Raw genomic sequence first — 23,194 nt, forward strand, 5'->3', positions numbered from 1 at the left:
AAGCTAATATTCAGCCCTTAGAGTATATAATTTCGACCTTTAAAAGATGGCCTGTTAGCTCAGTCGGTAGAGCAAATGACTGAAAATCATTGTGTCCTTGGTTCGATTCCGAGACAGGCCACCACTTTTAAACTTCTTCTTACAATGGCCTGTTAGCTCAGTCGGTAGAGCAAATGACTGAAAATCATTGTGTCCTTGGTTCGATTCCGAGACAGGCCACCACTTAAAAACTAATCAAAAATTTCAACTATATCATCCAAACTTTGTCTGCTCTTAACATTTTGTTCGTTTTTTCTATATCCAAAAGCAACCATCACGGATACTCCAAATTCATTTGTATCTAAGCCTAGCTCTTTTGTCAAAAACTCTTCAGCTTTTTGTGCTTTAAAACCTTCAATAGGACATGAATCTATACCCATATATGCCGCACCGCTCATCATATTTGCCATAGCTATATACGTCTGCTTGGATGCCCAGTCAAATATAGCCCTGTCATTCTCTAGTAAATTAAAATCTTCTTTTTGAAACTTTTCATAAAACTGTCCTCTCATTTGTACTGCATCTGCAGGTAGTTTATGTATATCTTTCATCATATGTTGAATATAGTCGCTATTATAAATCATCCCTCTTTTCTTTCTTGCTAAAATGATTACAAAATGACTGGCAGTAGGTAGAGTGCCTTGAGCACCCCAAGTAAACTCTTTTATTTTCTCACGTAATGCTTTGTTTTGTATAACCAAAAACTTCCACGGCTCAAACCCAAATGAGCTTGGACTAAGTCGCCCTATCTCTAAGATATCGTTAAAATCTTTTTCACTTATTTTTTTAGTGTAATCAAACTCTTTGCAAGCATGTCTTAACATCATCGCATCTAAAAACTTATTTTCCATAATAAACTCCATATAATAAAATTTAATTTTATCACTATTTTTCAAATAAGTTCATTTAGGTACTTTTTTTGCTAGTTTTTTATATATTACATTTATTGGAGAGATTTATGGAGTATCAAAAAGTAGATATCAATAATCCTGATGCACTGATTATTGAGGAGCTTGAAAAAGAATTTAACTTTGAACAATATGACTTGGATGAAAAAGACATACTAAGAACAATCAAAATAAACCGCCTTTTAAAAAGATACAAAGACGTGTTTGAGAGAGAATTTGCTTTAGAGACTTTTTATGTCATAGCCAGAGCTACACCGATTAATCTAACTTCGGTTTTTCAAATCATAAACCTTGATAAGAAGAACTTTCTTGATCTTATAAAAGAGTTGAGATACTTTGAACTAATAGACATAGATGCAGACAATGTAATAGAACTTACAAAAAAAGGGAAACAATACGCACAAGAATTAGGCGTAGATATCTTTTTATAATAATTTTTAAACACATATATCCACTACAATAAATTATGCACAATGTAAAATATCTGCAAATTACATATTTATGACAATATCTAAAATTTATTTTAGTATAAATACGTAAAATACGAAAAAATTTTACAAAAAGCAGAAAAAAAGTGGAACAAAACAAAATCGGCTCTAAACAAAAGATTATAATCTCCCTTATTTTAATCTTTTCATTCTTTTTTATAGCTATGATAATCAGTACGACCGTCAATTTTAGAGACTATGGTTTAAAACATGCTGAAGAAAAAGCAGAACTTACGGCAGAAGTTTTAAAGACGGGTCTTACATCTCATATGGTTAACGGTATGATGGATCACAGAGAGTTCTTTTTAAACGAGATAGGAAACCTGCATAATATAAGCGAACTTTGGGTAGCTCGCTCACCTACGGTTATTAAACAATACGGTGAAGGTTTTAACAACGAAACCCCAAGGGACAATATTGATAAAAGGGTACTTCTAAGCGGAGAAAAAAAGTCAATAACTACGGAAACTCCAAGCAAAAGTTTTTTACGCGTAACTATACCTTTTGTTGCATCCGAGTATGGAAACCCAAACTGTATGCAGTGCCATAACGCTAAAGAGGGGGAAGTCCTAGGTGTTGTAAGTATGATTATGGATACTACGGATATTCGCAGCAGCAGTTTCAAAACCATACTTTACAATGTTGCAATAACCTTTTTGGTAATTATCCTTGTTTTTATCGTAATCAACAGATTTATAAAACCGTATGTCAGTATTTTTTACTCCATTAAAAATGTTATGCATGAGACATATAGAGGAAATTACGGAGCCAGAGTTAAAGTATATGCCAATCAAGAAAGCAGTTCGGTTGCAAGACTGTTAAACGAGATGCTTCAAAAACTTCAAACTACATTTGAAGAGTTGGACAAAAAAGTATATATATTCATAAAAAACAAAAACTATGTAAAAGACAGCGACCCGCTTAAAAATATTAACGATACTATAGATAGATTATCGGATATTTACAAGTTCAAACAGACTATAGAAAACGATAAAGAGTTAAACGATATATATAGCAGAATTGCATTTATACTAAAAGAGAAATTTAAACTCGATGATTTTACTATGACCGAACTAGATGTTGTAAACAAAACAAAAAAAATTGTATATACCGAGAAAAAATACAGTTGTGATATATTAAACGGAGAGTGCCGTGCAGACAGGATACATGCCAGTGTGGATTCGAGCATATTTCCTGCATCTTGTGAGAGATATTACGGCGAAGACGGAAGCGAACATATATGTACACCGTACAGCATCTCAAATGATTTAACCTTAATCTTGACTATTGTAACGACAAACAAAAACGATACGGATAGGGTAAGAGCTATTATGAGTGATATAGAAGACTATATCACTACGGCAAGACCTGCTATAGTAAGCAAGAAACTGATGCAGATTTTAAACACTATGGCAAGAGTTGACCAACTAACGGGAATGTATAACCGTAAGTTTTTAGATGAGTTTGTAGATGTTTCTATCCCTCAGGCTCTGCGTGCAAAAACAAGCTATGCCGTTTTAATGATAGATATAGATTATTTCAAAATGATTAACGATACATACGGTCACGATATCGGGGATGAGGCTATAAGGGTAGTATCTAAAGTTATAAAAGACCAGATAAGAAAATCGGACATAGCTATCAGATACGGCGGGGAAGAGTTTTTGGCACTTTTATACAACTGCGACAAAGAGAATATTTTAAAAATTGCAGAAGCAATTAGAATAGAGTTCTCAAAACAAAAAATCCAAGCCAACGGCGAGACGTTTTCTAAAACCCTAAGTATCGGTTGTTCCCAGTTTCCGCAAGACAGTGAGAGTATTTGGAAGTGTATAAAATTTGCAGATATCTCTTTATATAAAGCAAAACGAGACGGAAGAAATCAAGTTATAATGTTTGATAAAGAGATGCTAAATGAATCGGATTTAGGTGATAGTTTTTAAACTATCGCCTTAGTTAATAAAAGCAAGTACCTCTTCTACACTTAAAACTTTTCCCGTACTTACCACTTTGCCGTCTATTACAAGTCCCGGTGTACTTACAACCTGATACTCCATGATTTTCATCATATCATCCACTTTTTCTATTTGAACAAACTTTCCGCTTTTTGCTACAGCCTCTTTTACAACAGCTTCAAGTTGATTACACTTTGCGCATCCGGTTCCTAAAATCTCTATTTTCATTTTTTCTCCTTATAAAATTATGTTAAATATATAACCTATTGCTATTATCCCAAAGCCGACTATCCCAAAAAATACAGCTATTAGTTTTAGAGAGATTATCTTTTTTAGTATCAAGGCTTCAGGAAGACTAAGTGCGGTAACCGCCATCATAAAACTTAGTGCAGTTCCAAGAAGCATCCCTTTGCTTGTCAAAACCTCAACAAGTGGCATAACACCTGCCGCATTTGAGTACATAGGTATCCCCATAAGTACGGCTATTATAACTGCAAAAGGGTTACCCTCCCCTGTATATGACGCTATAAAATCAGTAGGTATATAGCCGTGTATCCAAGCACCCACGCCAACACCGAGCATCACATAGATATATATCTTTTTAAAAATATCTAAAGTATAACTCCATGCCTCTTTGCATCTGTCTTTAAATGTAAGTTTTACCAAATCCGCTTCAAGTTCTGCATCTATAGGTTTTACATCGAGTAATATCTCTTTTTGCATACCCAACTTCTCTATAAGCATACCGCCAAAAATAGCTACACTTAAACCAAAAACTATATATATCAAAGTTATTTTAAAACCAAAAATTCCAAAAAGCATAGCTATCGCTATCTCATTATTCATTGGTGCAGATATAAGATAACTAAATGTTACTCCGATTGGTATGCGGGCTTGGATAAAACCTAAAAACAAAGGGATAGCAGAACATGAACAAAATGGTGTCACTATCCCAAACAATGAAGCTGCAACATGACCGTAAAAAGCAGATTTGCCTTGCAGATGCGCACGTACGTACTCGGTATTTACCCATGTGCGTAAAAACGATACTGCAAAGATTATGGTTATAAGTAAAAACCATATTTTTATAGTGTCGTATATAAAAAAGTGCAGTGCATCTGCCAGTTTGCCTTGAAGGTTTAAAGTGTTAAAAACAAAACTATATGAAAATTCATGCCACACTTAGCAAAGTTCCTCTTTTATAACAGGTAGCAGTTCTTGTTCAATAAGATAAAGAGTTTTTACATACTCCTCTTCTGCCTTTCCGCTTGGGTCTTCGAAACCTACGTGTATAGTTTTGACCGCTTTTGGAAACATAGGGCAAGTCTCTTTTGCATGGTCACACACAGTTACTACTAAATCAAAAGCAGTGTCTAAAACCGTCTCTATAACTTTTGAGTGGTAATCCTCTCTCCACAAACCTCTGTGTTTAAGCAGTGCTTTGGCTGTTGAATTTACACTCCCGCTTGCTTTTACACCTGAACTTTGTGCATCTACACATTCCCCTAGTTTAGCGTTTATCAAAGCTTCTGCCATAATTGAGCGACAACTGTTTCCTGTACATAAAACCAATACATTTTTTTTCATACTTTACAATCTCCGTTTTGGGATATTTTATTTAACTTCGGTAGTTCTATATCAAGGCATCTTATTTCATTAATTGCCTCTGTTCTAAACTTGTCAAGCGGACTTCTTATGGAGTAGTAAGCCCATGTTCCTTTTCTATCTACCCTAATAAAACCTGCATCTTTTAAAATTTTTAGATGCCTAGAGAGGCGTGATTGAATCATATTTAGAGAGCTTTGCAAATCACAAACGCAGCACTCGCCGTACTCATCCAAAAAACGTAAAATCAAAACTCTTGTCTCATCATTTAAAGCAGAAGCACTTTTTAAAAAAACATCCAAACCAAACTCCTTTTGATTTCAAAAGTGTAACATATTAAAATTAATATATCAATATATCTTGATTTAGTGATTTAATTCTGCTATAGTTCCTTAAAATATTTAGCAGGAGTTTATTATGCTACTGGCCACACTTGTATTTCTTATAACTTTAATCTTTGTAATCTGGCAACCAAAAGGGCTTCAAATAGGTACTACGGCAATAGTTGGAGCTGTTGTGGCTTTAATAGTCGGAGTCGTAGATGCAAACGATGTATTTAGCGTTATAGATATAGTATGGGATGCAACTTTAGCTTTTATAGGGATAATAATTATTTCTATGATATTGGACGAGATAGGCTTTTTTGAGTACGCTGCTATAAAGATGGCAAAATTCAGTCGCGGAAACGGGCATCTGATGTTTGTATATATACTACTGCTTGGAGCGCTTGTAGCTGCGTTTTTTGCAAATGACGGTGCAGCTTTAATACTTACACCGATACTACTTGCTAAAATGAAATACCTAAAGATGAAACCTTTGGCAATTTTCGCTTTTTTAATGGCGGGCGGTTTTATAGGTGACAGCGCATCTAACCCGCTTGTAATATCAAACCTGACAAATATAGTAACCGTCGGGTATTTTGATATAGGTTTTGTAGAGTATGCAAAAAATATGTTCCTGCCAAATCTACTTAGTATCTTTGCATCTATAACTATACTTTGGATTTACTTTAGAAAAGACATACCACTTAGTGTGGACGTATCGACTCTGCCTGAAGCATCCAGTGTTATTAAAAACCAAACTATGTTTATGTTCTCATGGTTTTTTCTTGCTCTTTTAATGGTAGGATACTTTATAGGCGATATGTATAATCTTCCGGTATCTGTATTTGCTCTTGGAGGTGCACTTGTATTTTTATATATAGCAAACAGATATAAAGCCGTAAAACCTATTATGACCATAAAAGCCGCGCCTTGGCAGGTTGTATGGTTTAGCATCGGTCTTTATGTAGTAGTGTACGGGCTTAAAAATGCAGGATTTACCGATGTCATAGCATCTTGGATAGTAGGCTTAAAAACTTATGGGGATAGCATAGCCGTTATAGGGACTGGATTTTTATCTGCCATAATTAGTTCTGTTATGAACAATATGCCGACAATCATGGTTATGGATATAGCTATAGATAAAGTCGGATATGTAGGAAATGAAGCACTTGTATATGCAAATATACTGGGATCAAACCTTGGTCCTAAGATGACGCCTATCGGCTCTTTAGCTACCCTTTTATGGCTACACGTACTTGAGAAAAAGGGTGTAAAGATTACGTGGGCTGAGTATATGAAAGTTGGACTTGTTATAACACCTCCCGTACTTCTTGTTGCACTTATAGGTTTGATATAAATGTTAAATATGTATTGTCTATATTTTGGTATAATATCACTCTAAATTATGGGGCTGACTTGGTTTCGACGGGACTTAGTAGCACATGATAGCATGTCGGGCTGAGCATCCCGTTACACGGCTCAACATTGTTAAACGCAAACAATACAAATTATCGCCCAGCTTTAGCAGTAGCTTAAGTTCATAACCCCTCATACGAGGAGGGCTGCTTCACTTGTGGATTCTAAATAAGCAAGGCTCGAAGTATAACCATTCATTTAGATATATTTTAGGTGTGTCTCCACTTAAGACGAACTGCCCAGAGACTCGCTTGGTGTAGTTTTGCAAGTTGTATGAAACCACAGTTAAACTAAACAACTTTTCTAAACATGTAGAAGTTATGTGTAGCTATTTTTCGGACTGCGGTTCGATTCCGCACAGCTCCACCAATCAAACAACTAAACCCTAAACGTCTTCCTCTGTTTTAACGCAATTTTTTCCACTATTTTTTGCTAGATACAGTGCTTTATCGGCTCTATGTATAACATCACTCATCTCTTCACCTTCTTTTACGACTGCAACACCTAAACTCACGCTTATATGACCGACTATATCGATTTCTGAGAGTTCTATTTCTTTTCTTAAGTTTTCAGCTATAGTTATTGCTTTATCCAAGTCAGCTGTCGGTAACAACACAATAAACTCTTCTCCACCCCATCTTGCTACTATATCTATATTTCTAAGTGCTTCTAAAAGTATGCGGGCAACTTCTACGAGAACTTTATCGCCTATATTATGTCCGTGTGTATCGTTTATTTTTTTAAAATTATCTATATCTATCAATACAAGCGACATACTGTTATGTCTTTGTATCATCGATGCATATGAAGATGTATAAAGTTCTGAGAACTTATACCTGTTATATAATCCGGTTAAATTATCAGTAGATGCTATAGTTTCATACTCGATTGTTTTACTTGTAAGCATAGAGTTGATTTCACGAAGTTCTTCTTGGTATTCTTTTACGAGAGTAGCCCATTTTGAGTAAGTTAAAGATATTAAATCTTTTTGTGAAATTACACTTATAATCTTTCCCTCCTCATCAACTACGACGACTCTTTTATAATGCTTTTTATTTATAAACTCTAAAGCCTCTTTAATAGATGCATTTCTATCTATAGACTCAACGGGAGAAGACATAAATTTTGATACTTTTACATTTAGTCTCTCTTTTTGTTTTATAAGCAGCATCAAATCTTTTGTAGTTAAAATTCCTACAGGTTTCATATCATTAACGACTAATACATGATCAAAAGAACCGTCGATTATCTCGGGCAATATACTTGATATCAAGGCATCCTTGGATACGATTTTCATTTTTCTTCCGATTTTTAAAAAATCAATTAATCTGTAGTTATCCATAAGAGTGTGCGGGTCGATATGACTTGTAATATCGGTATGGGTTATTAAACCGTACGGAGTATTATCACTATTTATGGCACATATGTATTCCATAGGATTATTTAAGTACTCCATAGTCTCTAAAACATTAGCATCTGCTCTTATGGTCGGAATCTTTTCTAATAATAAATTTTTAAGTGGGAGATTTAAATCAAAATCATCATTTTGAATCTTTAATACATCCGTAACAGTTAAGATTTTATATACATCATCATCCTTAACTATAACATTTCGATGGTTATGTTTTATCATAACATCCATAGCTTTAGAAATAGAATCCTCAATATCTACATGTATAATATCTGTACTGGCTACTTCTCTTATTAGTGGGAATTTCATATATATACCTGAGTTTAAATAATTTTACATATGTTCATTATAAACAAAGATGACAAAAAATCTGTTTAAGCTTTATAATTATTGAGATAAAAAGTCTTTTAAGGAGTCAATATGAGACTGATCATGCGTATTTGATATATCTAGCAACTTGTTTTTTGCAGTGACATGACACTCCCTACAATCCTCAAAAACTTTGTGCTCAGGTATATTTTCTGGGTCTAAATCTTGTTCTTTATGACATGAAAAACATTTGTCTCCACACTCTAAAACAGATTTTTTACTTGGAGAATGACACTTGATGCAACTAAGCATAGCATTATGCCTAGTATCTGCATCTATCCCTTTTATAAGTTTTGGATGACACGTAAAGCAGTCACCCATACTTGCATATATAGAAGTTAATAATGTAAAAATTATAAGTAAGCTTTTCATGGCAGAATTATAACCTATTATTATTTACGAAATACTAACTTTTATCTCGTTATTTTCTATATCAAATGCTACTTTTGAGCCTTCTACTACCTTGCCTTCAAGGATTAAATCAGCTAACCTGTCTTCAACTATCTCATAAAGTGCGCGTTTAAGCGGGCGAGCACCATATACAGGATCAAATCCTGCTTCGGCTATATAAGCTTTTGCACTCTCGCTAAGACTTAACTCTATATCACGTTCTGCTACTTTTTGAGCAATTTCACGGAAGAAGATATCTACTATTCCTTTAATCTGTTCGCTTCCAAGTTCGTTAAATTTCACAATATCATCTAAACGGTTTATAAACTCCGGTTTAAATGTTGTTTTTACATTCTCTTCCGCAACATTTGACGTTAAGATTATTATAGTATTTGTAAAATCAACCGTTACACCTTTGTTATCAGTCAAACGTCCGTCGTCTAAAACTTGAAGAAGCATATTAAATACATCGGGATGCGCTTTTTCAACCTCATCAAACAATACGACTGAGTATGGTTTACGACGAACCGCTTCTGTAAGCTGACCACCCTCTTCGTAACCTACATATCCGGGTGCTGCACCCACCAAGCGTGATACTGCGTGTTTTTCCATATACTCACTCATATCTATACGTATCATCGCATCTTCGCTGTCAAACAAAAACTTAGCCAAAGTCTTAGCCGTTTGAGTTTTACCTACACCCGTAGGACCTAAAAATAAGAAACTACCGATTGGACGGCTACTCTCACTAAGTCCCGCTTTGTTACGCTTAATGGCACGACTTACTGCAAATGTAGCTTGTTCTTGCCCTACTACGTCTTTGTCTAACTCCTCTTTTACGTGAAGAACTTTTTGTTTTTCACTCTCAAGCATCTTATTAACAGGGATATTTGTCCAACGAGATATGATAGATGCTATAGATTCTTCATCGACATTGTTTTTAAGCAGTGTACCTGATTTTTGAAGCTGTGCCCACTGCTCATTTATTTTTTTCTCTTCTTCAAGAAGTGACGGAATTTCACCGTACTCTATCTCGGCTGCACGATTAAACTCAGATGCCGCCTTAGCACGCGTTGCTTCACCTCTTTTAGATTCTATCTCACTTTTTATGCTTGATATTCTTCCAAAAACCTCTTTTTCAGTTCCAAACTGAGATTCTAGTTTTCTTACCTCTTCTTCAACGTCTGCAAGTTCTTTTGTTATCTCCGTTAAGCGTTTTGCATTTGATGGAGTATCTTCCATTTTCAATGCCTCTTGTTCAACATGAAGCTCGCTACTTTTACGCTTAGCATTACTTAGTGCGTGCGGTTCACTCTCTATCTGCATCTTAAGCTCGGCTGCAGCCTCGTCAATCAAGTCAATCGCTTTATCAGGTAAGAATCTGTCTGCAATATATCTATCACTTAGTTTTGCAGCTGCAACAAGTGCAGAATCGGTGATGCTTACATTGTGGTGAGTCTCTAAACGTTCTTTTATACCGCGTAAAATCTGTAAAGACTGGTTTACAGTCGGCTCATCCAAGTTAATCGGCAAGAAACGTCTTTGAAGAGCAGCATCTTTTTCAAAATACTTTCTATACTCTTTTAGAGTCGTTGCACCGATAGTATGAAGTTCACCGCGGGCAAGTGCAGGCTTTAATATATTTGCCGCATCCATAGAACCCTCGCTAGCTCCTGCACCTACAATAGTATGAATCTCATCGATAAATAAAATAATATTTCCGCTTTGTTTTACCTCATCTATTACCGCTTTTAACCTATCCTCAAACTCACCGCGGTATTTTGCACCGGCAATAAGTGAACTCATATCCAAAGCTATAACTTTTTTATTTTGAAGTGAAGTCGGAACTTCATTATTTGCAATGCGTTGTGCCAAACCTTCTACAAGAGCCGTCTTACCGACACCCGGTTCACCTAGTAGCATCGGGTTGTTTTTAGTTTTACGAATAAGAATCTGCATCATACGTGTTATCTCTTCATCACGTCCTATTACGGGTGAGAGTTTTCCATCATGTGCTTCTTTTGTTAAATCGATTCCGTATTTATCTAAGCTGTCAAAAGTCTCATCAGCACTCTGGCTGTCCACTTTTGAACCGCCGCGTGAAGCTTCTATATTTTTTGCCAAAGCAGAAATATCTATATATTTTTTTAAAATCCCGTTAAACGGTTCTGTTTGTAAGTTGGCTAAGATATAAGTATCTACGGCTAAAAAGCTGTCTCCATTTTTAGTCATAAGACCTGCACCCGCTTCAAGTGTAGCAACAAATGCACGAGATAGTTTTATATTTTCTTTTGATACCGAAGATGATTTAGGCAGTTTTTCAGAAACACTTCTTACATCCAACTCTATAGCCGTTTTATCTATATTCATTTTATTAAACATCTGGTTAAGCACAGAATCGGAGTTTGTTAAAAGTGCCCATAAGAAGTGTATTGGTTCTACTTCGTTATTTTTATTATGCAAAGCTAAAGAGAGAGCTGACTCTATAGCTTGAGTCATATTATGTGTTAGTTTTTCAAAAATATTATTCATTTATAATTCCTTATAGTTTAGTATGTATTATTATATCAAGTTGAGTGACTTGATGTCAAGTATGCTAAGTATAATTATTTAGAAAGAAATTAAAAATATATTTTTTCCCTCACTGTATTTGTATTCAAAGTTAAAATTATGTGCGTCTAAAATATGTTTGACTATATATAATCCAAGACCGAAACTTTGGTTTGACTTTACGTCATCCCCTTTAAAAAACGGCTCATAATAACGTTTGATTTCATAACTAAGCTTATCCCCAAAGTTTTCAAATATTATATTTTTGTTTTGTACTTTAATAAGTATTTTTTTATCCGTCGAGTATTTGATACCGTTATCAAGTAAGTTTTTTATGGCTATTGAAAAAAGTTTAAAATCTACGTTTATTTTTATATTTTCAAAATCTTTTACGACATTTTGTTCATCACACATTAAAATATCGACTGCATTATCTATAATATCATCTAAAAAATACTCTTTTTTTTCTAATGTTTTTTTTGCAGATATCAACTCCTCTATAGATGCAAACTCGTTAATCAACGACTCAAGTCTGTAAAAAACTTTTTGCATCTTTTTATTGTTTTGTTCATTTTGTTCAAGTTCTAGTAAAAACTTTCCTTTTGTTATCGGTGTTTTTAACTCATGCATTATATTTCTTATAAAAACATTTCTGGATTCTTTTAGTTTTTTGAGTTTTTTTGCACTCCTGTCAAATTCATTTGCCAAAAGTGAGATTTCATCTTTTTTATCACTTGCACAAGAGATATCAAACTCTTCATCGCCGAAATTTTGAACTTTGTCCTTTAATGTTTTTAGAGGTTTAAGTTTTTTTAGTGTAGTTATATACAAAGTCGTCATCATTATGAACATGGCAAAAAATACAAGTATGATTATATTTTGATGAATATTTCTTTCATAATGATTTTTAAGTATGTACTCACCTTTTGGTGTTTTTATATATACATAGTAGCTATTGTCAAGTTCCATATTTTTTACTAAAACTCTCGACCTTACTCTTTTTGGACTCTTAAAATATTTTGTTTTTTTATTCTCAAGTATATTTTTTTGTCGTGTTGCATCCGTAATGACTGAAAAGTTCATAAGCTCTAAATTATCAGCTAATTCTTGTGAGAAACCTCTATGTTTGTGAGCTCTTAAAAAAACTCTTGTAGCTTCAAAATTATTTTTTTGTATAAAATACTGTTCTCTTTTTTCACTTGCAAAATATAAGATAAAAAAACTTACCAAAATTAGGATTAGGGCTATTATAAAGGTTATGCTGATTGAAAATATGATTGAATTTTTATTCATTCTACTAATTTATACCCCATCCCTCTTATTGTTAGAAAATGGCGTGGATTTTTAGGATTGTTTTCTATTTTATGTCTTATTCTGTTTATTATAACCGCGATGCTTCCGCTGTCTTCATCACTGTTAAACAAATCACAACTATCCAAAATATCGTATCTTGAAACCACAAAACCTTTTCGTTTACACATTAAAGACATTATTTGAAATTCTGCTGCGGTAAACTTTATAAATTTTCCTGCTTTTGTAATCTCTTGTTTTTCTTCATCTAAAACAAATAACTCTTTTTGTTCTTCTGCATCTTTTGATATATTTTTATTAAAACGTCTTAAAATTGTTTTTATCCTAACCTCAAGCTCCCTTGGGTCATAAGGTTTTGGAAGGTAGTCATCGGCTCCTAACTCAAGTGCAATCACTTTATCGGTTATATCGCTTCTGGCACTAGATATAATTATGGGGATATCATACTTTGTAACCAGCTCTTTACATACTTCCAAACCATCCATACCCGGAAGAGTCAAATCTAATATGATTAAATCAAAATCTTCTAAAGCTATGGCACTTAAAGCTAAGTACGGGTCTTCAAAATTTCTAACAGATATATTGAATTTTGAGAGATACTGAATCAGCACATCTGCTAATTCGGTATCATCCTCCAGCATTGCTATTTTTATCAACTGTTTTCCTTAAAAATATCAACCTGTATTATACTACTTGTTTTGACAATTTTTAAAGTTACAATTACCGCCTTTATTTTTTTTCATAATATCTTTCATATCAAGCATCGTTTTTAAATCTTTCTTTTGCGAAGCATCTAATAGTGCATATACTTTTTCTATCATATCTGCTTTACGCTCAATTTTAGAGTCTCTTCTCTCTTTTGCCAACTTAATAAATTTATCTTTATTAAAAGAAGTATCGCTAAAAGCATTATGAGGATTTGGAGCTTCAAGCATACTTTTTTTAACAATATCTCTAATCTTAGTTCTTTGTTCAGTACTTAAATCAAGTTTCATTACGGTTGATATGAACATATGCCCGCCTCTGCCTTTTTTATGTTTCATCATCTTAGACTTCATACACGTCTGTTGATTTTTTTGCTGCATCCCTCCTTGAGGATATGCTAATAGTGATGAAGCAAGTAGTGTTGATACAGTTAAACCTAATATTATTTTTTTGTTCATTTTGAACTCCTTGTTAATTGATTTAAAAAGTATAGAATATACTCATTAATACTTTTTAAACTATAGTTTAATGAAATATTAACAGGTATATTTTGCTATAATATCACAATAAAAATTTAGGATTTTTAATGTCAAATGTTTACGAAGTTATAAATTCAAGATCTTCAAAAAGGTCTTATCTTCCAAAACCGGTTCCAAAAGATATTCAAGAAAAAATTTTAAAAGCAGCAGCTCAAACACCAAGCGGTGCTAATATGCAGCCATGGGTTACTTACGCTATCAGTGATGAAGCTGTATTGAAAAAAATTGGAGATGCCGTAATAAAAGCTATGGATGATGGTGTTGAGAATGACCAGTTTATACAATATTATCCGATTAATTGGAAAAACCCTTACAAAAAAAGACGTATAGTTACGGGTGCGGGTCTATACCAACTTATGGGAGTAGATAGAAAAGACAACGAGACTCGTATAGAGATGTGGAAAGACAACTTTAGATGGTTTGGGGCAAAAACGGTATTTTTCGTATTTACCGATAAAGCAAATATTGATGATTCCCAAGGCGTACTTATAGATTGTGGTGCGTATATGCAGTCTATTATGCTTTTAGCCAAAGAGGAAGGGTTAGACACTTGTCCACAAGGCTCTACAACGGAGTTTGGACGTATAATCGCTCGCGAGTTAGATGTGCCTGAGAACTTGGCACTTCTTTACAGTGTAGTTATAGGATATGAGGATAAAGAAGCTAAGATAAATACTTATCAGCCTGAGAGAGTTGAGCTTTCAGAAAACGTGGTTTTTATTTAAAGTATCTCGCCAACATACTTTTATTTCCCGTTACTCCACCGCTGTGAATATACAAAACCTCTTCTTTTGTATGTTCTAGCAGTGCCTCCCACATTCCCGGTGCATACAACAAATCAAACTCAATTTTAGCATCCAACACCTTATTATATATATCTAAAAAATTAGGATAGAGTTTTGCAAAATGATACTTCTTTTTTGGTTTTAAAATAACTAAATTTTTCGGCAATTCATCTACTAAAGAGAGCATCTGTGCTTTCAAATACTCTACATCTCCGACACAAGGTGTTGTATAAATTCTATATTCAGGAAGACTCTTTGCCAAAAATAAAGCAGTCGTACCTGTTCCGCTTGGAGTTGCCAAAGATTTAACCCCTATATTTTGTTCTCTTATCTCATTTGCCAAGACTTCAAGACCCTCCTCTGCTTCTTTAACTGCTCCCCCTTGATCGACTATATATGTTTTTGCATCAAGGTTAAATCTAATATTGGCTATTTCGTCTTTATATAGTTCATTATCTATTTCAATATGTTTCATACCCAGTTTTATAGCTTCAAAATAGTTTCCGACTTGTTGTTGTCTTTGAGAAGTAGAGAGAGGTTTTGTGTAGTATATAAACTCCCATTTTTTCAAATAACACATCTTGGCAATAGCCAACATCGCATTTGATTGAGTTCCACCGTAAGAGATGATTTTATTTAGATTTTCTTTTGGGGTTTGTAGGAGTTTATGAAGTTTACGAAATTTATTACCGCTTAGATGCGGATCTACTAAGTCGTCACGTTTTACATAAAAAGTACGCCCATCGATAATTATTTTATCAATAGGCGTAGGCTTCATAGGGATTATTATTTTATCGTAGCTTTATTTTTTAGTGCCATCATTTTAGTCTGCATTACTGATTTGAATTTTTCCATTTTCAGGCGTTGTTCAATAAAAGGTTTTACTTCAGTAAATGCACGAGTTTTAGAAGCTTTTTTATCTTGAAGGTAGATTACGTGGTGTCCAAACTGAGTTTTTACGGGATTAGAAATCGTTCCTACTTTCATAGAAAATACTTCTTTGTTAAATTCAGGAACCATTTGACCTTGTGCAAAATAACCTAAATCTCCACCTTTAGGTCCGCTAGGTCCAGTTGATTTTGATTTAGCTAAATCAATAAATTTATTTTCTAAATTTTTACCGCTAAGACCTTTAAGTTGTTTTACTATATCTTTAGCTTCATTTTCTGTTTTTACTAGAATATGGCGAGCATGAACAGACTCTTTTTCGTCAAACTCTTCTTTATTGTCGTCATAATATTTTTTAACTTCTTTATTTGAAACGTTAACTTTATCAAGCTCTCTTTTTTGCCAAACTTGAATAGCAAGTTCTTTTTTAACTCTCTCAATCACTTTGGCATATTCATCTTTAAAATCCTGCGACTCCATTACACCGGTTTTTTTAGCATCTTCAAAAATCAACTCTTTAGCTACTAACTGTTCAAGTACTTGTGAACGAAGTTGTTGTTGCTTATCAGCCGGAACTTGATTAAATCTACCCTGAGTAGCCTGCATTAATTCAGAATCTACCTCTTGTTGAGTGATAGCTTTACCATTTACTGTTACCAATGTATTTGCTGCAGCAAGTGTCGATAAAATTGCCATTGAGAATGCAACTTTTTTCAAAGAGAACGGGGTTACTAATTTCATATAAATTCCTATTTTTTAAGTCTAAAAATTTTAGTAGTAATTAGATAACAATAAATAAACAAGCTATAATTCCACCATGAAAAAAGTAAAAAAAGCGACAAAAAAAGAGATTAGTGAAATTCACAAACGATTTGTTGATAGATACAGTGATGCAGTAACGGAACTTGATTATAAAAATGCATATGAACTGGTTATTGCCGTAGCACTATCGGCTCAATGTACGGATAAACGTGTAAATGTAATTACGCCTGCTTTATTTGAAAAATACCCTGATGCAAAAACACTTGCTGATGCAGATATAGAAGATATAAAAGAACTTATAAAATCATGTTCTTTTTTTAACAATAAAGCCAAAAATTTACTTGCTATGGCAAAAACCGTTGTTGAAGAGTTTGAGGGCGAAATTCCAATGAATGAAAAAGACTTGCAGCGTCTTGCAGGTGTTGGACAAAAAACTGCAAATGTCGTAATGATAGAATACACAGGGGCAAACTTGATGGCAGTCGATACACATGTATTTCGCGTATCGCATCGTTTGGGTCTGAGTGATGACAAAACGGCACTTGCTACTGAAGCTACACTTGTAAAAAAGTTTAAAAACGACTTGCATGCACTGCATCAGGGTATGGTTTTATTTGGTCGGTACATATGCAAAGCTAAAAATCCAAAGTGTGCTGAGTGCTTTTTAACCGATATGTGTAAAACGACTGAGAGCTTTAAGGTATGATTTTTGCTTACAAAAGTTTTATGAGAACAATTTTATTATTTTTATCTTTTTTTATCATAGCTACTATGTTTAGCGGATGTTTTAACAGACATGGAATTACCGCTAAATACTATTATGATTGTGAAGAATATTATGATATGCAAGGTTACTACCATAAAGATTGCCCTAAAGAAGGGATATTAACTTATGAAGAGATAGGGAATGCCTTTAAAGAAAAAAAGAAAAAATCTAAAAATCGAAATGTTTGGTAGCACCGCCATGTAAACTGATGGAACATTCTTTTTGAATGTTCACGGAAGTTTACGACAATATGGTGGTGTTTAAAAATAATAAACGAGAAGGTGTTCAGCACAGCGCTTACAGAAAACTAACGACTAAATATGAAGTAAAAAACTATTTTATAGCTATAAAAGTTGCAAAATTTGCCCAGCGAAACACTACCTCACAGTGTGAAAAGCCCGCATTTTTTGCCATCTTTATATTTTCTTCTTCAGAGTACGGTACAAGTACGTTCTCTAACGCTTCACGTTTTTGGGCTATCTCAAATTCGCTATAACCTTGTTTCTTTTTAAAATCATAATAATGTTCTATAAGATCTTTATTAAGTTTTGCATGATGTGAAATCACTTTTTCGCTAAATATAAATACACCCTCTTTTTTAAGTGCATCAGCTATCTTTTTTACAAGTTCTTCACGTACCAAAGGTCTTATAAATTGCAGAGTATAGTTACTGACAAAAACATTTGCCTTTTCATAATCGTATTCTAAAATATCCGCATTTAAAAGATTAATATCTACATTAAATGCATGTGCTTTTTTACCGGCTTGTTCCAGCATCGCTTCTGAGTTGTCAAGTCCTATAAGTGTAACATCTGGGTTTTGTTTGGCAATAGATATAAGCAAAGATGCAGTCGAGCAACCAAGGTCGTACATTATTCCGCCGTTTTGTAGTGCTTTTAGTACAAAAAATCTCGTCATCTCTTGAGACTCTTCGTAAAACGGTACACTACGGCTTAACATATCGTCAAATACGGCTGCTACTTCTTCATCAAATTCAAACTGTTTTTTTATCGGTTTTGCAAATACTTTATCATTCATAATGAAATTTTAGCAAAGTTTGCCTATAATCACTACAATATTTAACCGGAGAGCTATATGGAATTTGATATATCCACTTTAATGATGATATTTTTTATTATATTTATGATAATCAGTATGTGGAAAATCTACGCTTTTTTACCAAATAAACAACTTGAAGACGACGATACGACTCCAGAAGCTACAAAAGATTTGATGCACCTGATGCTAAGAGTTATAAAAGAGAACAATGGTGAGCTTACGAATGCCGAGTTGTTTGAGAAGATGCAGGAAAATGAAGAGTTTGACTCTCAAAAATTTTGGAGGTTTAATCTAAACAGACTAAATCAATTACTTCAAAAATATTATTTGGAGAATCCAGATGCTAAAAGCATCATGGATATATATGAAGGTATAAAAGATTAATTTCTACCTATTGCATTTAAGTCTTTAAATGCCTCTTCTACACGCTTTACTAGTGTTTCTTGTCCGGCTCTTAACCATTTTCTAGGGTCATAGTATTTTTTATTTGGTTTATCCTCACCCTCCGGATTACCGATTTGACCTTGAAGATAGTCGTTATACTTTTCAGCGTATGCTTTTACGCCTTCCCAAGTAGCCCATTGTGTATCTGTGTCTATGTTCATTTTGATAACACCGTAAGATATAGCTTCTTCTATTTCAGATTTTTCACTACCGCTTCCGCCGTGAAATACGAAAAATACAGGTTTAGCATCTGCGGTGTTGTATTTTTCAGCTATGTATTTTTGAGAGTTATCTAAGATTTTAGGTGTAAGAGTTACATTTCCCGGTTTATAAACACCGTGAACATTACCAAATGAAGCTGCTATGGTAAAGTTAGGTGATACTTTACTTAACTCTTCATAAGCATACGCTACCTCTTCGGGTTGAGTATATAAAAGAGCATTATCTATATTTGTATTATCGACTCCGTCTTCTTCCCCGCCTGTTACACCTAGTTCTATCTCTATGTGCATACCTATTTTAGACATTCTCGCTAAGTATTCTTTTGAGATAGCAATGTTTTCTTCTAAAGACTCTTCTGATAGATCTAACATATGAGATGAGAAAAGCGGTTTAGCATTAGCCGCAAAATACTGTTCACCTGCTTGTAAAAGAGCATCTATCCAAGGCAATAGTTTTTTAGCAGCATGGTCTGTGTGTAAAATTACAGGCACACCGTAAGCTTCAGCCATCATATGCGTATGTATAGCTCCACTTACGGCTCCGTTGATTGCAGCTAATTCATTCTCGTTACTTAGACCTTTTCCAGCATAATATGAAGCTCCACCGTTACTAAACTGAATAATAACAGGAGAGTTTACTTTTGCAGCAGCCTCAAGCACACCGTTTATAGAATCAGTTGAAACAACATTTACAGCCGGAATAGCAAAGCCGTTATCTTTAGCATGTTGATACACTTTAAGTACATCTTCACCAAAAAGTACACCCGGTTTTACTATATCTAAAATTCCTTTACTCATAAAAACACCTTAAAAAAATAATTATGCAATTATAATACAGACTTCTTTTAAAACAACTTTCTTAAAATAATATTTTTTATGTTAGAATACAAAAAAATATATATTAAAGTAAAACAATGGATATAACTATAGAAGAATATGCTAAACGTTTTAAAATGTCTAAAGAGATGGTTGCTTCAAAAATACGTCAAAAAAAACTTAACTATACTTCACAAGACGGAATACTTTTAATAAACGTACCGGATGAAATACCGAATGAATCAATAATACAAGAGCCTAAAGAAATTAAACAAAATGTTCAAAAAAACATTATGCAAAAAGCAACAGTTGCTACCGTACTTGGTTTATATAAAAGGGAAAACCTATACCTAAAACAAAAAATAGAACAACTTGAAAGTAAAATAGATAAGCTTATAAACGATAAAGAACAGATGCTAAGAGACGAAAGAGATAGAATCGAAAGCATCTATACAAATAAAGACGAACAATTAAAAAATATCTTAGAACTTATGAATGAAAAAATACTTCATGAAAAAGAGCAAAAGCAAACTATTTATGAGATAGAACATTCTTTAAACAGCAGTGCAAAGATTGTTGAGCTAAAAAGCTATTTAAAAACTCTTGATTTAGAATCTTTTCAAAGAAAAAAAATTAAAAAAAGATTTGAAGAAGTATTAAACGAGGATATAAGAGTAATTGAACAAAACGGAAAAATCTACTTAGATTTTTCAAAATATGATTATAGTGATCTTTTGGCATTATAGTATATAAGAAATAAAAAGGGATATTAAGCTGTGAAAGAGCTAACAGTCAAAACAAAAAACATTTCCCTCTCTTTAAAAAAGTATGCTCAAAGCAATGATGCAAGTACGGATATAATAGACTTTAGCATATTAAAAACCAAGACACTTATAAGGACAACTAAAGAGAGAGATTTTGTAGAGTTTAACGAGTCTATTAAAGAGAGGTATAACTCTGAGAAGAAAATGATTGATTATCATGTCGAATTTAAACAGGTTTATACAATTAAACTTTTTGAAAAAGCCCAAGAACAATACAGCTTAAAATATGAGATAGAGTTTGACGAATTTATTGTTAATCCCAAAATTATTATTAAAACCGACTCTAATATCCCTTATAAAAGAAAAACACCAAAGGATACTTACCTTTGGCTTCTAAAAGAGATTAATAAAATAAAAGCCAAAAACAATATTTTGATTCATATTTTTGATGAGAGTTATCTGGCTAAACTAAAACTTTTTACAAAACATCTTCATGCCGGAAAGTTTAAGAAATCAATTAAATTACCTTTGATTGAAACTATCTCGCCTGATATTACACGAAAAGGTCAACTACTCCTTCACTACGAAAATAAAAAAAATCATCATCAGATTACAGAAGTAAATGCCGGTGACTTATTGATAGAATTTGCAAAACCAAAATTTGGAAAAAACGGACTGGATGCATTTGGAAACGTAATCACGAGTGAAACTCAAAAAAACTCTAAAGATTTTACTTATGATATAGATGATGAGACAATAGAAGTCAAAGAAGACAAAGATAAAAAGCAATATATAGCTAAAGTTAAAGGTTTTGTAAATTTTTCAAAAAACCTTATGTTTATAGACCATATTATTAAAAAGAGAAAATTAAAAAGAGTAGAAGATACTCTTTCCGAGCATGAAGATAACGACATAAAGGTAATAGTTTCCGAAAAGGATTCTACACAGGACAGTATAGGAGAAGGTGTAACATTAAGCAGTGAAACTATACACGTGGAAGGCTTTGTAGGTTCAAACTCCGTTTTAAATGCTACAAACCTAATAATAGACGGTGCTACGCATCAGAGTTCACGTCAAAGTGCAAAATTTGCAAAAATAAACAGGCATAAAGGGACTATTAGAGCACATCAAGCGGATATCAAACTTCTTGAAGGGGGTACTGTATATGCGACAACCGTAAATATAGATTCTTGTTTAAACGGAACTATCTACGCAAAAGATGTAAATATAACGAATGTAAAAAGCAATCTAAAAGTATATGCTTCACATTCAATCAACATCACTTTAGTTAGCGGAGAAAATAATCTATTTAATATAGATTATAAAAAAATACCTATTCTTTCAAAAAAAATAGAGTTTATAGACCATGATATAGAAGATCTAAAGTATCACCTAGAAGAAGCAAAAAGACATGATAAATCAAAAGTTGAAGGTATAAAGTTAAAACTCAAAGAACTGCAGGAAATAAAAAATGATATACTCAACTCTGTCAAAGATGCACACGTAAAAATCGAAAGACCTCTTCGCGGCTTAAATACAATAATATTCTCAACTGGCGAAAACAAGGAACTCATATATAAAACAAGTTCTAAAAAGTATGGAGAATTTCATCTTGAAATTAGCGAAGAAAAGATAACCCTCAAACCTGTAAATATCTCAATAAATCTATAATTTTTTTTACATCTAACTTATATCTTATATTTTTTTAAAATTTATATACGGTTTTCCGTGTATTATACATAATATATATATCTTTATATCTATTTAATACTATATAATAAACAGTTTATATAATTTTATACACTAATAAATGTTTATTTAAGTATATATTCCGTATAATCTTCCCTATGCAAATTAATGATCTGTTTAATATTCTTCATAATTCAATCGAATCCCAAAACAAAGGGAGAAAAATATCTTTAAAAGATATGGCTAAATCTCTTGGGATATCTATGCGTACATATCAAGACTGGAAACTAGGGCGTGCCAAACCTCAAGCTGCATCGGTCGTTATAAAAATGCTTGGAGAATTAGAAGATGATGAAATCATTAGAGCTGTTAGAAAGATAAATAAACTTTAGGATTAATATATGGGTATGCTAACGTCAAATGAAAGAGATGCTTTAGAAGATGTTTTTATGTCAATTCACTCTAAAAAAAGTGTATTTAACATTTTTAAACACTATAATGATTTATTGCAAAAATCTATAAAGCGTGCTAAATTAGGTACTAAAATAGATAAATTTTATAAATTTTTACATATTTTTATGAAAAAGAAGAAAAATTTAAGCAAATAAATAATAAAGTGTCTTCAGCTGAATTGCTTATCTAAAAGTTGGTTTTAATCAATGAGGTAAGTGATTTCGGAAAAATTTTATTAATCCAAGGGTAATTCATGAATAAAGCTGAGTTTGTAGAACTAGTTCAAGCAAGTGGTGAGTATAAAACTAAAGTAGAAGCTGAAGCAGCAATTAAAGCATTTACTGAAGCAGTTACAACTGCATTAGTAAAAAAAGAAGACGTTTCTTTAGTTGGTTTTGGTAGCTTTTCTGCAGCATTACAAAAAGGTAAAAGCGGTAAAGTTCCAGGTACTAATAAAACTTACACAACTCAAGATAAAATGGTTCCAAAATTTAAAGCTGGTAAAGGTCTTAAAGACCGCGTTGCAGCTGGTAAATAA

27 protein-coding genes, 2 tRNA genes and 1 other RNA gene are annotated in these 23,194 nt (G+C 33.2%); 15 read left to right on the top strand and 15 right to left on the bottom strand.

The features are described from left to right. Positions 1-48: 48 nt before the first annotated feature. Both FJR48_RS08755 and FJR48_RS08760 read left to right on the top strand, forming a co-directional pair. Positions 49-124: transfer RNA gene (locus tag FJR48_RS08755), tRNA-Phe, on the top strand. A gap of 22 nt (positions 125-146) precedes the next feature. Beyond that, positions 147-222, top strand: a tRNA-Phe gene (locus FJR48_RS08760). Positions 223-230: 8 nt separating this feature from the next. Here the strand turns inward: FJR48_RS08760 and FJR48_RS08765 are convergent. Beyond that, complete coding sequence (locus tag FJR48_RS08765) at positions 231-890, bottom strand: NAD(P)H-dependent oxidoreductase (protein ID WP_223176121.1); 660 nt, start codon at positions 888-890, stop codon at positions 231-233. A gap of 107 nt (positions 891-997) precedes the next feature. Between FJR48_RS08765 and FJR48_RS08770 the strand changes: the two genes are divergently transcribed. After that, positions 998-1,378, top strand: a complete 381-nt coding sequence (locus FJR48_RS08770; protein ID WP_152307761.1) for a hypothetical protein — start codon at positions 998-1,000, stop codon at positions 1,376-1,378. A gap of 143 nt (positions 1,379-1,521) precedes the next feature. Then, positions 1,522-3,378: a sensor domain-containing diguanylate cyclase gene (locus tag FJR48_RS08775; RefSeq protein ID WP_241856046.1), complete on the top strand. Its 1,857-nt coding sequence runs from the start codon at positions 1,522-1,524 to the stop codon at positions 3,376-3,378. A 9-nt stretch (positions 3,379-3,387) separates the two neighbouring features. Here the strand turns inward: FJR48_RS08775 and FJR48_RS08780 are convergent, their stop codons facing one another. The 4 genes from FJR48_RS08780 to FJR48_RS08795 are packed head-to-tail and all read right to left on the bottom strand — an operon-like array spanning position 3,388 to position 5,297. Continuing rightward, positions 3,388-3,618 (bottom strand): thioredoxin family protein, encoded by a 231-nt coding sequence (locus tag FJR48_RS08780; protein ID WP_152307762.1) that lies wholly within the window; start codon positions 3,616-3,618, stop codon positions 3,388-3,390. 9 nt (positions 3,619-3,627) lie between these two features. Next, complete coding sequence (locus FJR48_RS08785) at positions 3,628-4,572, bottom strand: permease (RefSeq protein WP_152307763.1); 945 nt, start codon at positions 4,570-4,572, stop codon at positions 3,628-3,630. Beyond that, complete coding sequence (locus tag FJR48_RS08790) at positions 4,573-4,977, bottom strand: arsenate reductase ArsC (protein WP_152307764.1); 405 nt, start codon at positions 4,975-4,977, stop codon at positions 4,573-4,575. Continuing rightward, entirely contained in the window at positions 4,974-5,297 is a 324-nt protein-coding gene (locus tag FJR48_RS08795) for an ArsR/SmtB family transcription factor (RefSeq protein WP_152307765.1), read from the bottom strand. The genes FJR48_RS08790 and FJR48_RS08795 overlap by 4 nt, the downstream gene beginning before the upstream one ends. A gap of 115 nt (positions 5,298-5,412) precedes the next feature. Here FJR48_RS08795 and FJR48_RS08800 point away from each other — a divergent pair, with 115 nt between their 5' ends. Then, entirely contained in the window at positions 5,413-6,675 is a 1,263-nt protein-coding gene (locus tag FJR48_RS08800) for an arsenic transporter (RefSeq protein WP_152307766.1), read from the top strand. A 50-nt stretch (positions 6,676-6,725) separates the two neighbouring features. Further along, positions 6,726-7,103, top strand: a transfer-messenger RNA (tmRNA) gene (gene ssrA / locus FJR48_RS08805). Positions 7,104-7,119: 16 nt separating this feature from the next. Here ssrA and FJR48_RS08810 read toward each other — a convergent pair. The 6 genes from FJR48_RS08810 to FJR48_RS08835 all read right to left on the bottom strand — a co-directional run bounded on the left by FJR48_RS08810 (position 7,120) and on the right by FJR48_RS08835 (position 13,928). Continuing rightward, positions 7,120-8,454 (bottom strand): diguanylate cyclase, encoded by a 1,335-nt coding sequence (locus FJR48_RS08810; RefSeq protein ID WP_152307767.1) that lies wholly within the window; start codon positions 8,452-8,454, stop codon positions 7,120-7,122. Between the two features lie 78 nt (positions 8,455-8,532). Beyond that, positions 8,533-8,886, bottom strand: coding sequence for a hypothetical protein (locus FJR48_RS08815; RefSeq protein ID WP_152307768.1), 354 nt, complete (start codon positions 8,884-8,886; stop codon positions 8,533-8,535). A 24-nt stretch (positions 8,887-8,910) separates the two neighbouring features. Continuing rightward, positions 8,911-11,436 (bottom strand): ATP-dependent Clp protease ATP-binding subunit, encoded by a 2,526-nt coding sequence (locus tag FJR48_RS08820; RefSeq protein ID WP_152307769.1) that lies wholly within the window; start codon positions 11,434-11,436, stop codon positions 8,911-8,913. A 78-nt stretch (positions 11,437-11,514) separates the two neighbouring features. Continuing rightward, entirely contained in the window at positions 11,515-12,747 is a 1,233-nt protein-coding gene (locus tag FJR48_RS08825; protein ID WP_152307770.1) for an ArsS family sensor histidine kinase, read from the bottom strand. Next, positions 12,744-13,421: a response regulator transcription factor gene (locus FJR48_RS08830; protein WP_188108566.1), complete on the bottom strand. Its 678-nt coding sequence runs from the start codon at positions 13,419-13,421 to the stop codon at positions 12,744-12,746. The genes FJR48_RS08825 and FJR48_RS08830 overlap by 4 nt, the downstream gene beginning before the upstream one ends. Positions 13,422-13,454: 33 nt before the next feature. Beyond that, entirely contained in the window at positions 13,455-13,928 is a 474-nt protein-coding gene (locus FJR48_RS08835; protein ID WP_152307771.1) for a Spy/CpxP family protein refolding chaperone, read from the bottom strand. A 128-nt stretch (positions 13,929-14,056) separates the two neighbouring features. Between FJR48_RS08835 and FJR48_RS08840 the strand changes: the two genes are divergently transcribed. Next, positions 14,057-14,734, top strand: a complete 678-nt coding sequence (locus FJR48_RS08840; RefSeq protein WP_152307772.1) for a nitroreductase — start codon at positions 14,057-14,059, stop codon at positions 14,732-14,734. Here the strand turns inward: FJR48_RS08840 and FJR48_RS08845 are convergent. Together FJR48_RS08845 and FJR48_RS08850 are read right to left on the bottom strand one after the other, a co-directional pair. Further along, on the bottom strand, positions 14,727-15,572 hold the full coding sequence (locus FJR48_RS08845) for a 1-aminocyclopropane-1-carboxylate deaminase (protein ID WP_152307773.1): 846 nt from the start codon (positions 15,570-15,572) through the stop codon (positions 14,727-14,729). The two genes, FJR48_RS08840 and FJR48_RS08845, sit on opposite strands and share 8 nt — an antisense overlap. Before the next feature lie 8 nt (positions 15,573-15,580). After that, the gene (locus tag FJR48_RS08850; protein ID WP_152307774.1) at positions 15,581-16,423 is read right to left on the bottom strand and encodes a peptidylprolyl isomerase; all 843 of its coding nucleotides are present in this window, start codon (positions 16,421-16,423) and stop codon (positions 15,581-15,583) included. A gap of 76 nt (positions 16,424-16,499) precedes the next feature. Here FJR48_RS08850 and nth point away from each other — a divergent pair, with 76 nt between their 5' ends. Continuing rightward, positions 16,500-17,150 (top strand): endonuclease III, encoded by a 651-nt coding sequence (gene nth / locus FJR48_RS08855; RefSeq protein WP_152307775.1) that lies wholly within the window; start codon positions 16,500-16,502, stop codon positions 17,148-17,150. 20 nt (positions 17,151-17,170) lie between these two features. After that, positions 17,171-17,401 (top strand): hypothetical protein, encoded by a 231-nt coding sequence (locus FJR48_RS08860; RefSeq protein WP_152307776.1) that lies wholly within the window; start codon positions 17,171-17,173, stop codon positions 17,399-17,401. Positions 17,402-17,543: 142 nt separating this feature from the next. Here FJR48_RS08860 and cmoA read toward each other — a convergent pair whose 3' ends face one another. Further along, entirely contained in the window at positions 17,544-18,248 is a 705-nt protein-coding gene (gene cmoA / locus FJR48_RS08865; RefSeq protein ID WP_152307777.1) for a carboxy-S-adenosyl-L-methionine synthase CmoA, read from the bottom strand. A gap of 57 nt (positions 18,249-18,305) precedes the next feature. Here cmoA and FJR48_RS08870 point away from each other — a divergent pair, with 57 nt between their 5' ends. Next, entirely contained in the window at positions 18,306-18,653 is a 348-nt protein-coding gene (locus tag FJR48_RS08870; protein WP_152307778.1) for a hypothetical protein, read from the top strand. On the opposite strand, the gene fbaA is transcribed toward FJR48_RS08870, so the two are convergent. Next, the gene (gene fbaA / locus FJR48_RS08875) at positions 18,650-19,732 is read right to left on the bottom strand and encodes a class II fructose-bisphosphate aldolase (RefSeq protein ID WP_152307779.1); all 1,083 of its coding nucleotides are present in this window, start codon (positions 19,730-19,732) and stop codon (positions 18,650-18,652) included. The two genes, FJR48_RS08870 and fbaA, sit on opposite strands and share 4 nt — an antisense overlap. 116 nt (positions 19,733-19,848) lie before the next feature. Between fbaA and FJR48_RS08880 the strand changes: the two genes are divergently transcribed. From FJR48_RS08880 to FJR48_RS08900, 5 genes are all read left to right on the top strand, one after another. Then, positions 19,849-20,496, top strand: a complete 648-nt coding sequence (locus FJR48_RS08880) for a hypothetical protein (RefSeq protein WP_152307780.1) — start codon at positions 19,849-19,851, stop codon at positions 20,494-20,496. A gap of 30 nt (positions 20,497-20,526) precedes the next feature. After that, positions 20,527-22,185, top strand: coding sequence for a flagellar assembly protein A (locus tag FJR48_RS08885; protein ID WP_152307781.1), 1,659 nt, complete (start codon positions 20,527-20,529; stop codon positions 22,183-22,185). A gap of 176 nt (positions 22,186-22,361) precedes the next feature. Further along, positions 22,362-22,595: a helix-turn-helix domain-containing protein gene (locus tag FJR48_RS08890; protein ID WP_152307782.1), complete on the top strand. Its 234-nt coding sequence runs from the start codon at positions 22,362-22,364 to the stop codon at positions 22,593-22,595. Between the two features lie 9 nt (positions 22,596-22,604). Then, positions 22,605-22,811 (top strand): hypothetical protein, encoded by a 207-nt coding sequence (locus FJR48_RS08895; RefSeq protein ID WP_152307783.1) that lies wholly within the window; start codon positions 22,605-22,607, stop codon positions 22,809-22,811. Between the two features lie 98 nt (positions 22,812-22,909). After that, complete coding sequence (locus FJR48_RS08900; RefSeq protein ID WP_152307784.1) at positions 22,910-23,194, top strand: HU family DNA-binding protein; 285 nt, start codon at positions 22,910-22,912, stop codon at positions 23,192-23,194.

The organism is Sulfurimonas lithotrophica, assembly GCF_009258225.1.
GTDB lineage: Bacteria > Campylobacterota > Campylobacteria > Campylobacterales > Sulfurimonadaceae > Sulfurimonas > Sulfurimonas lithotrophica.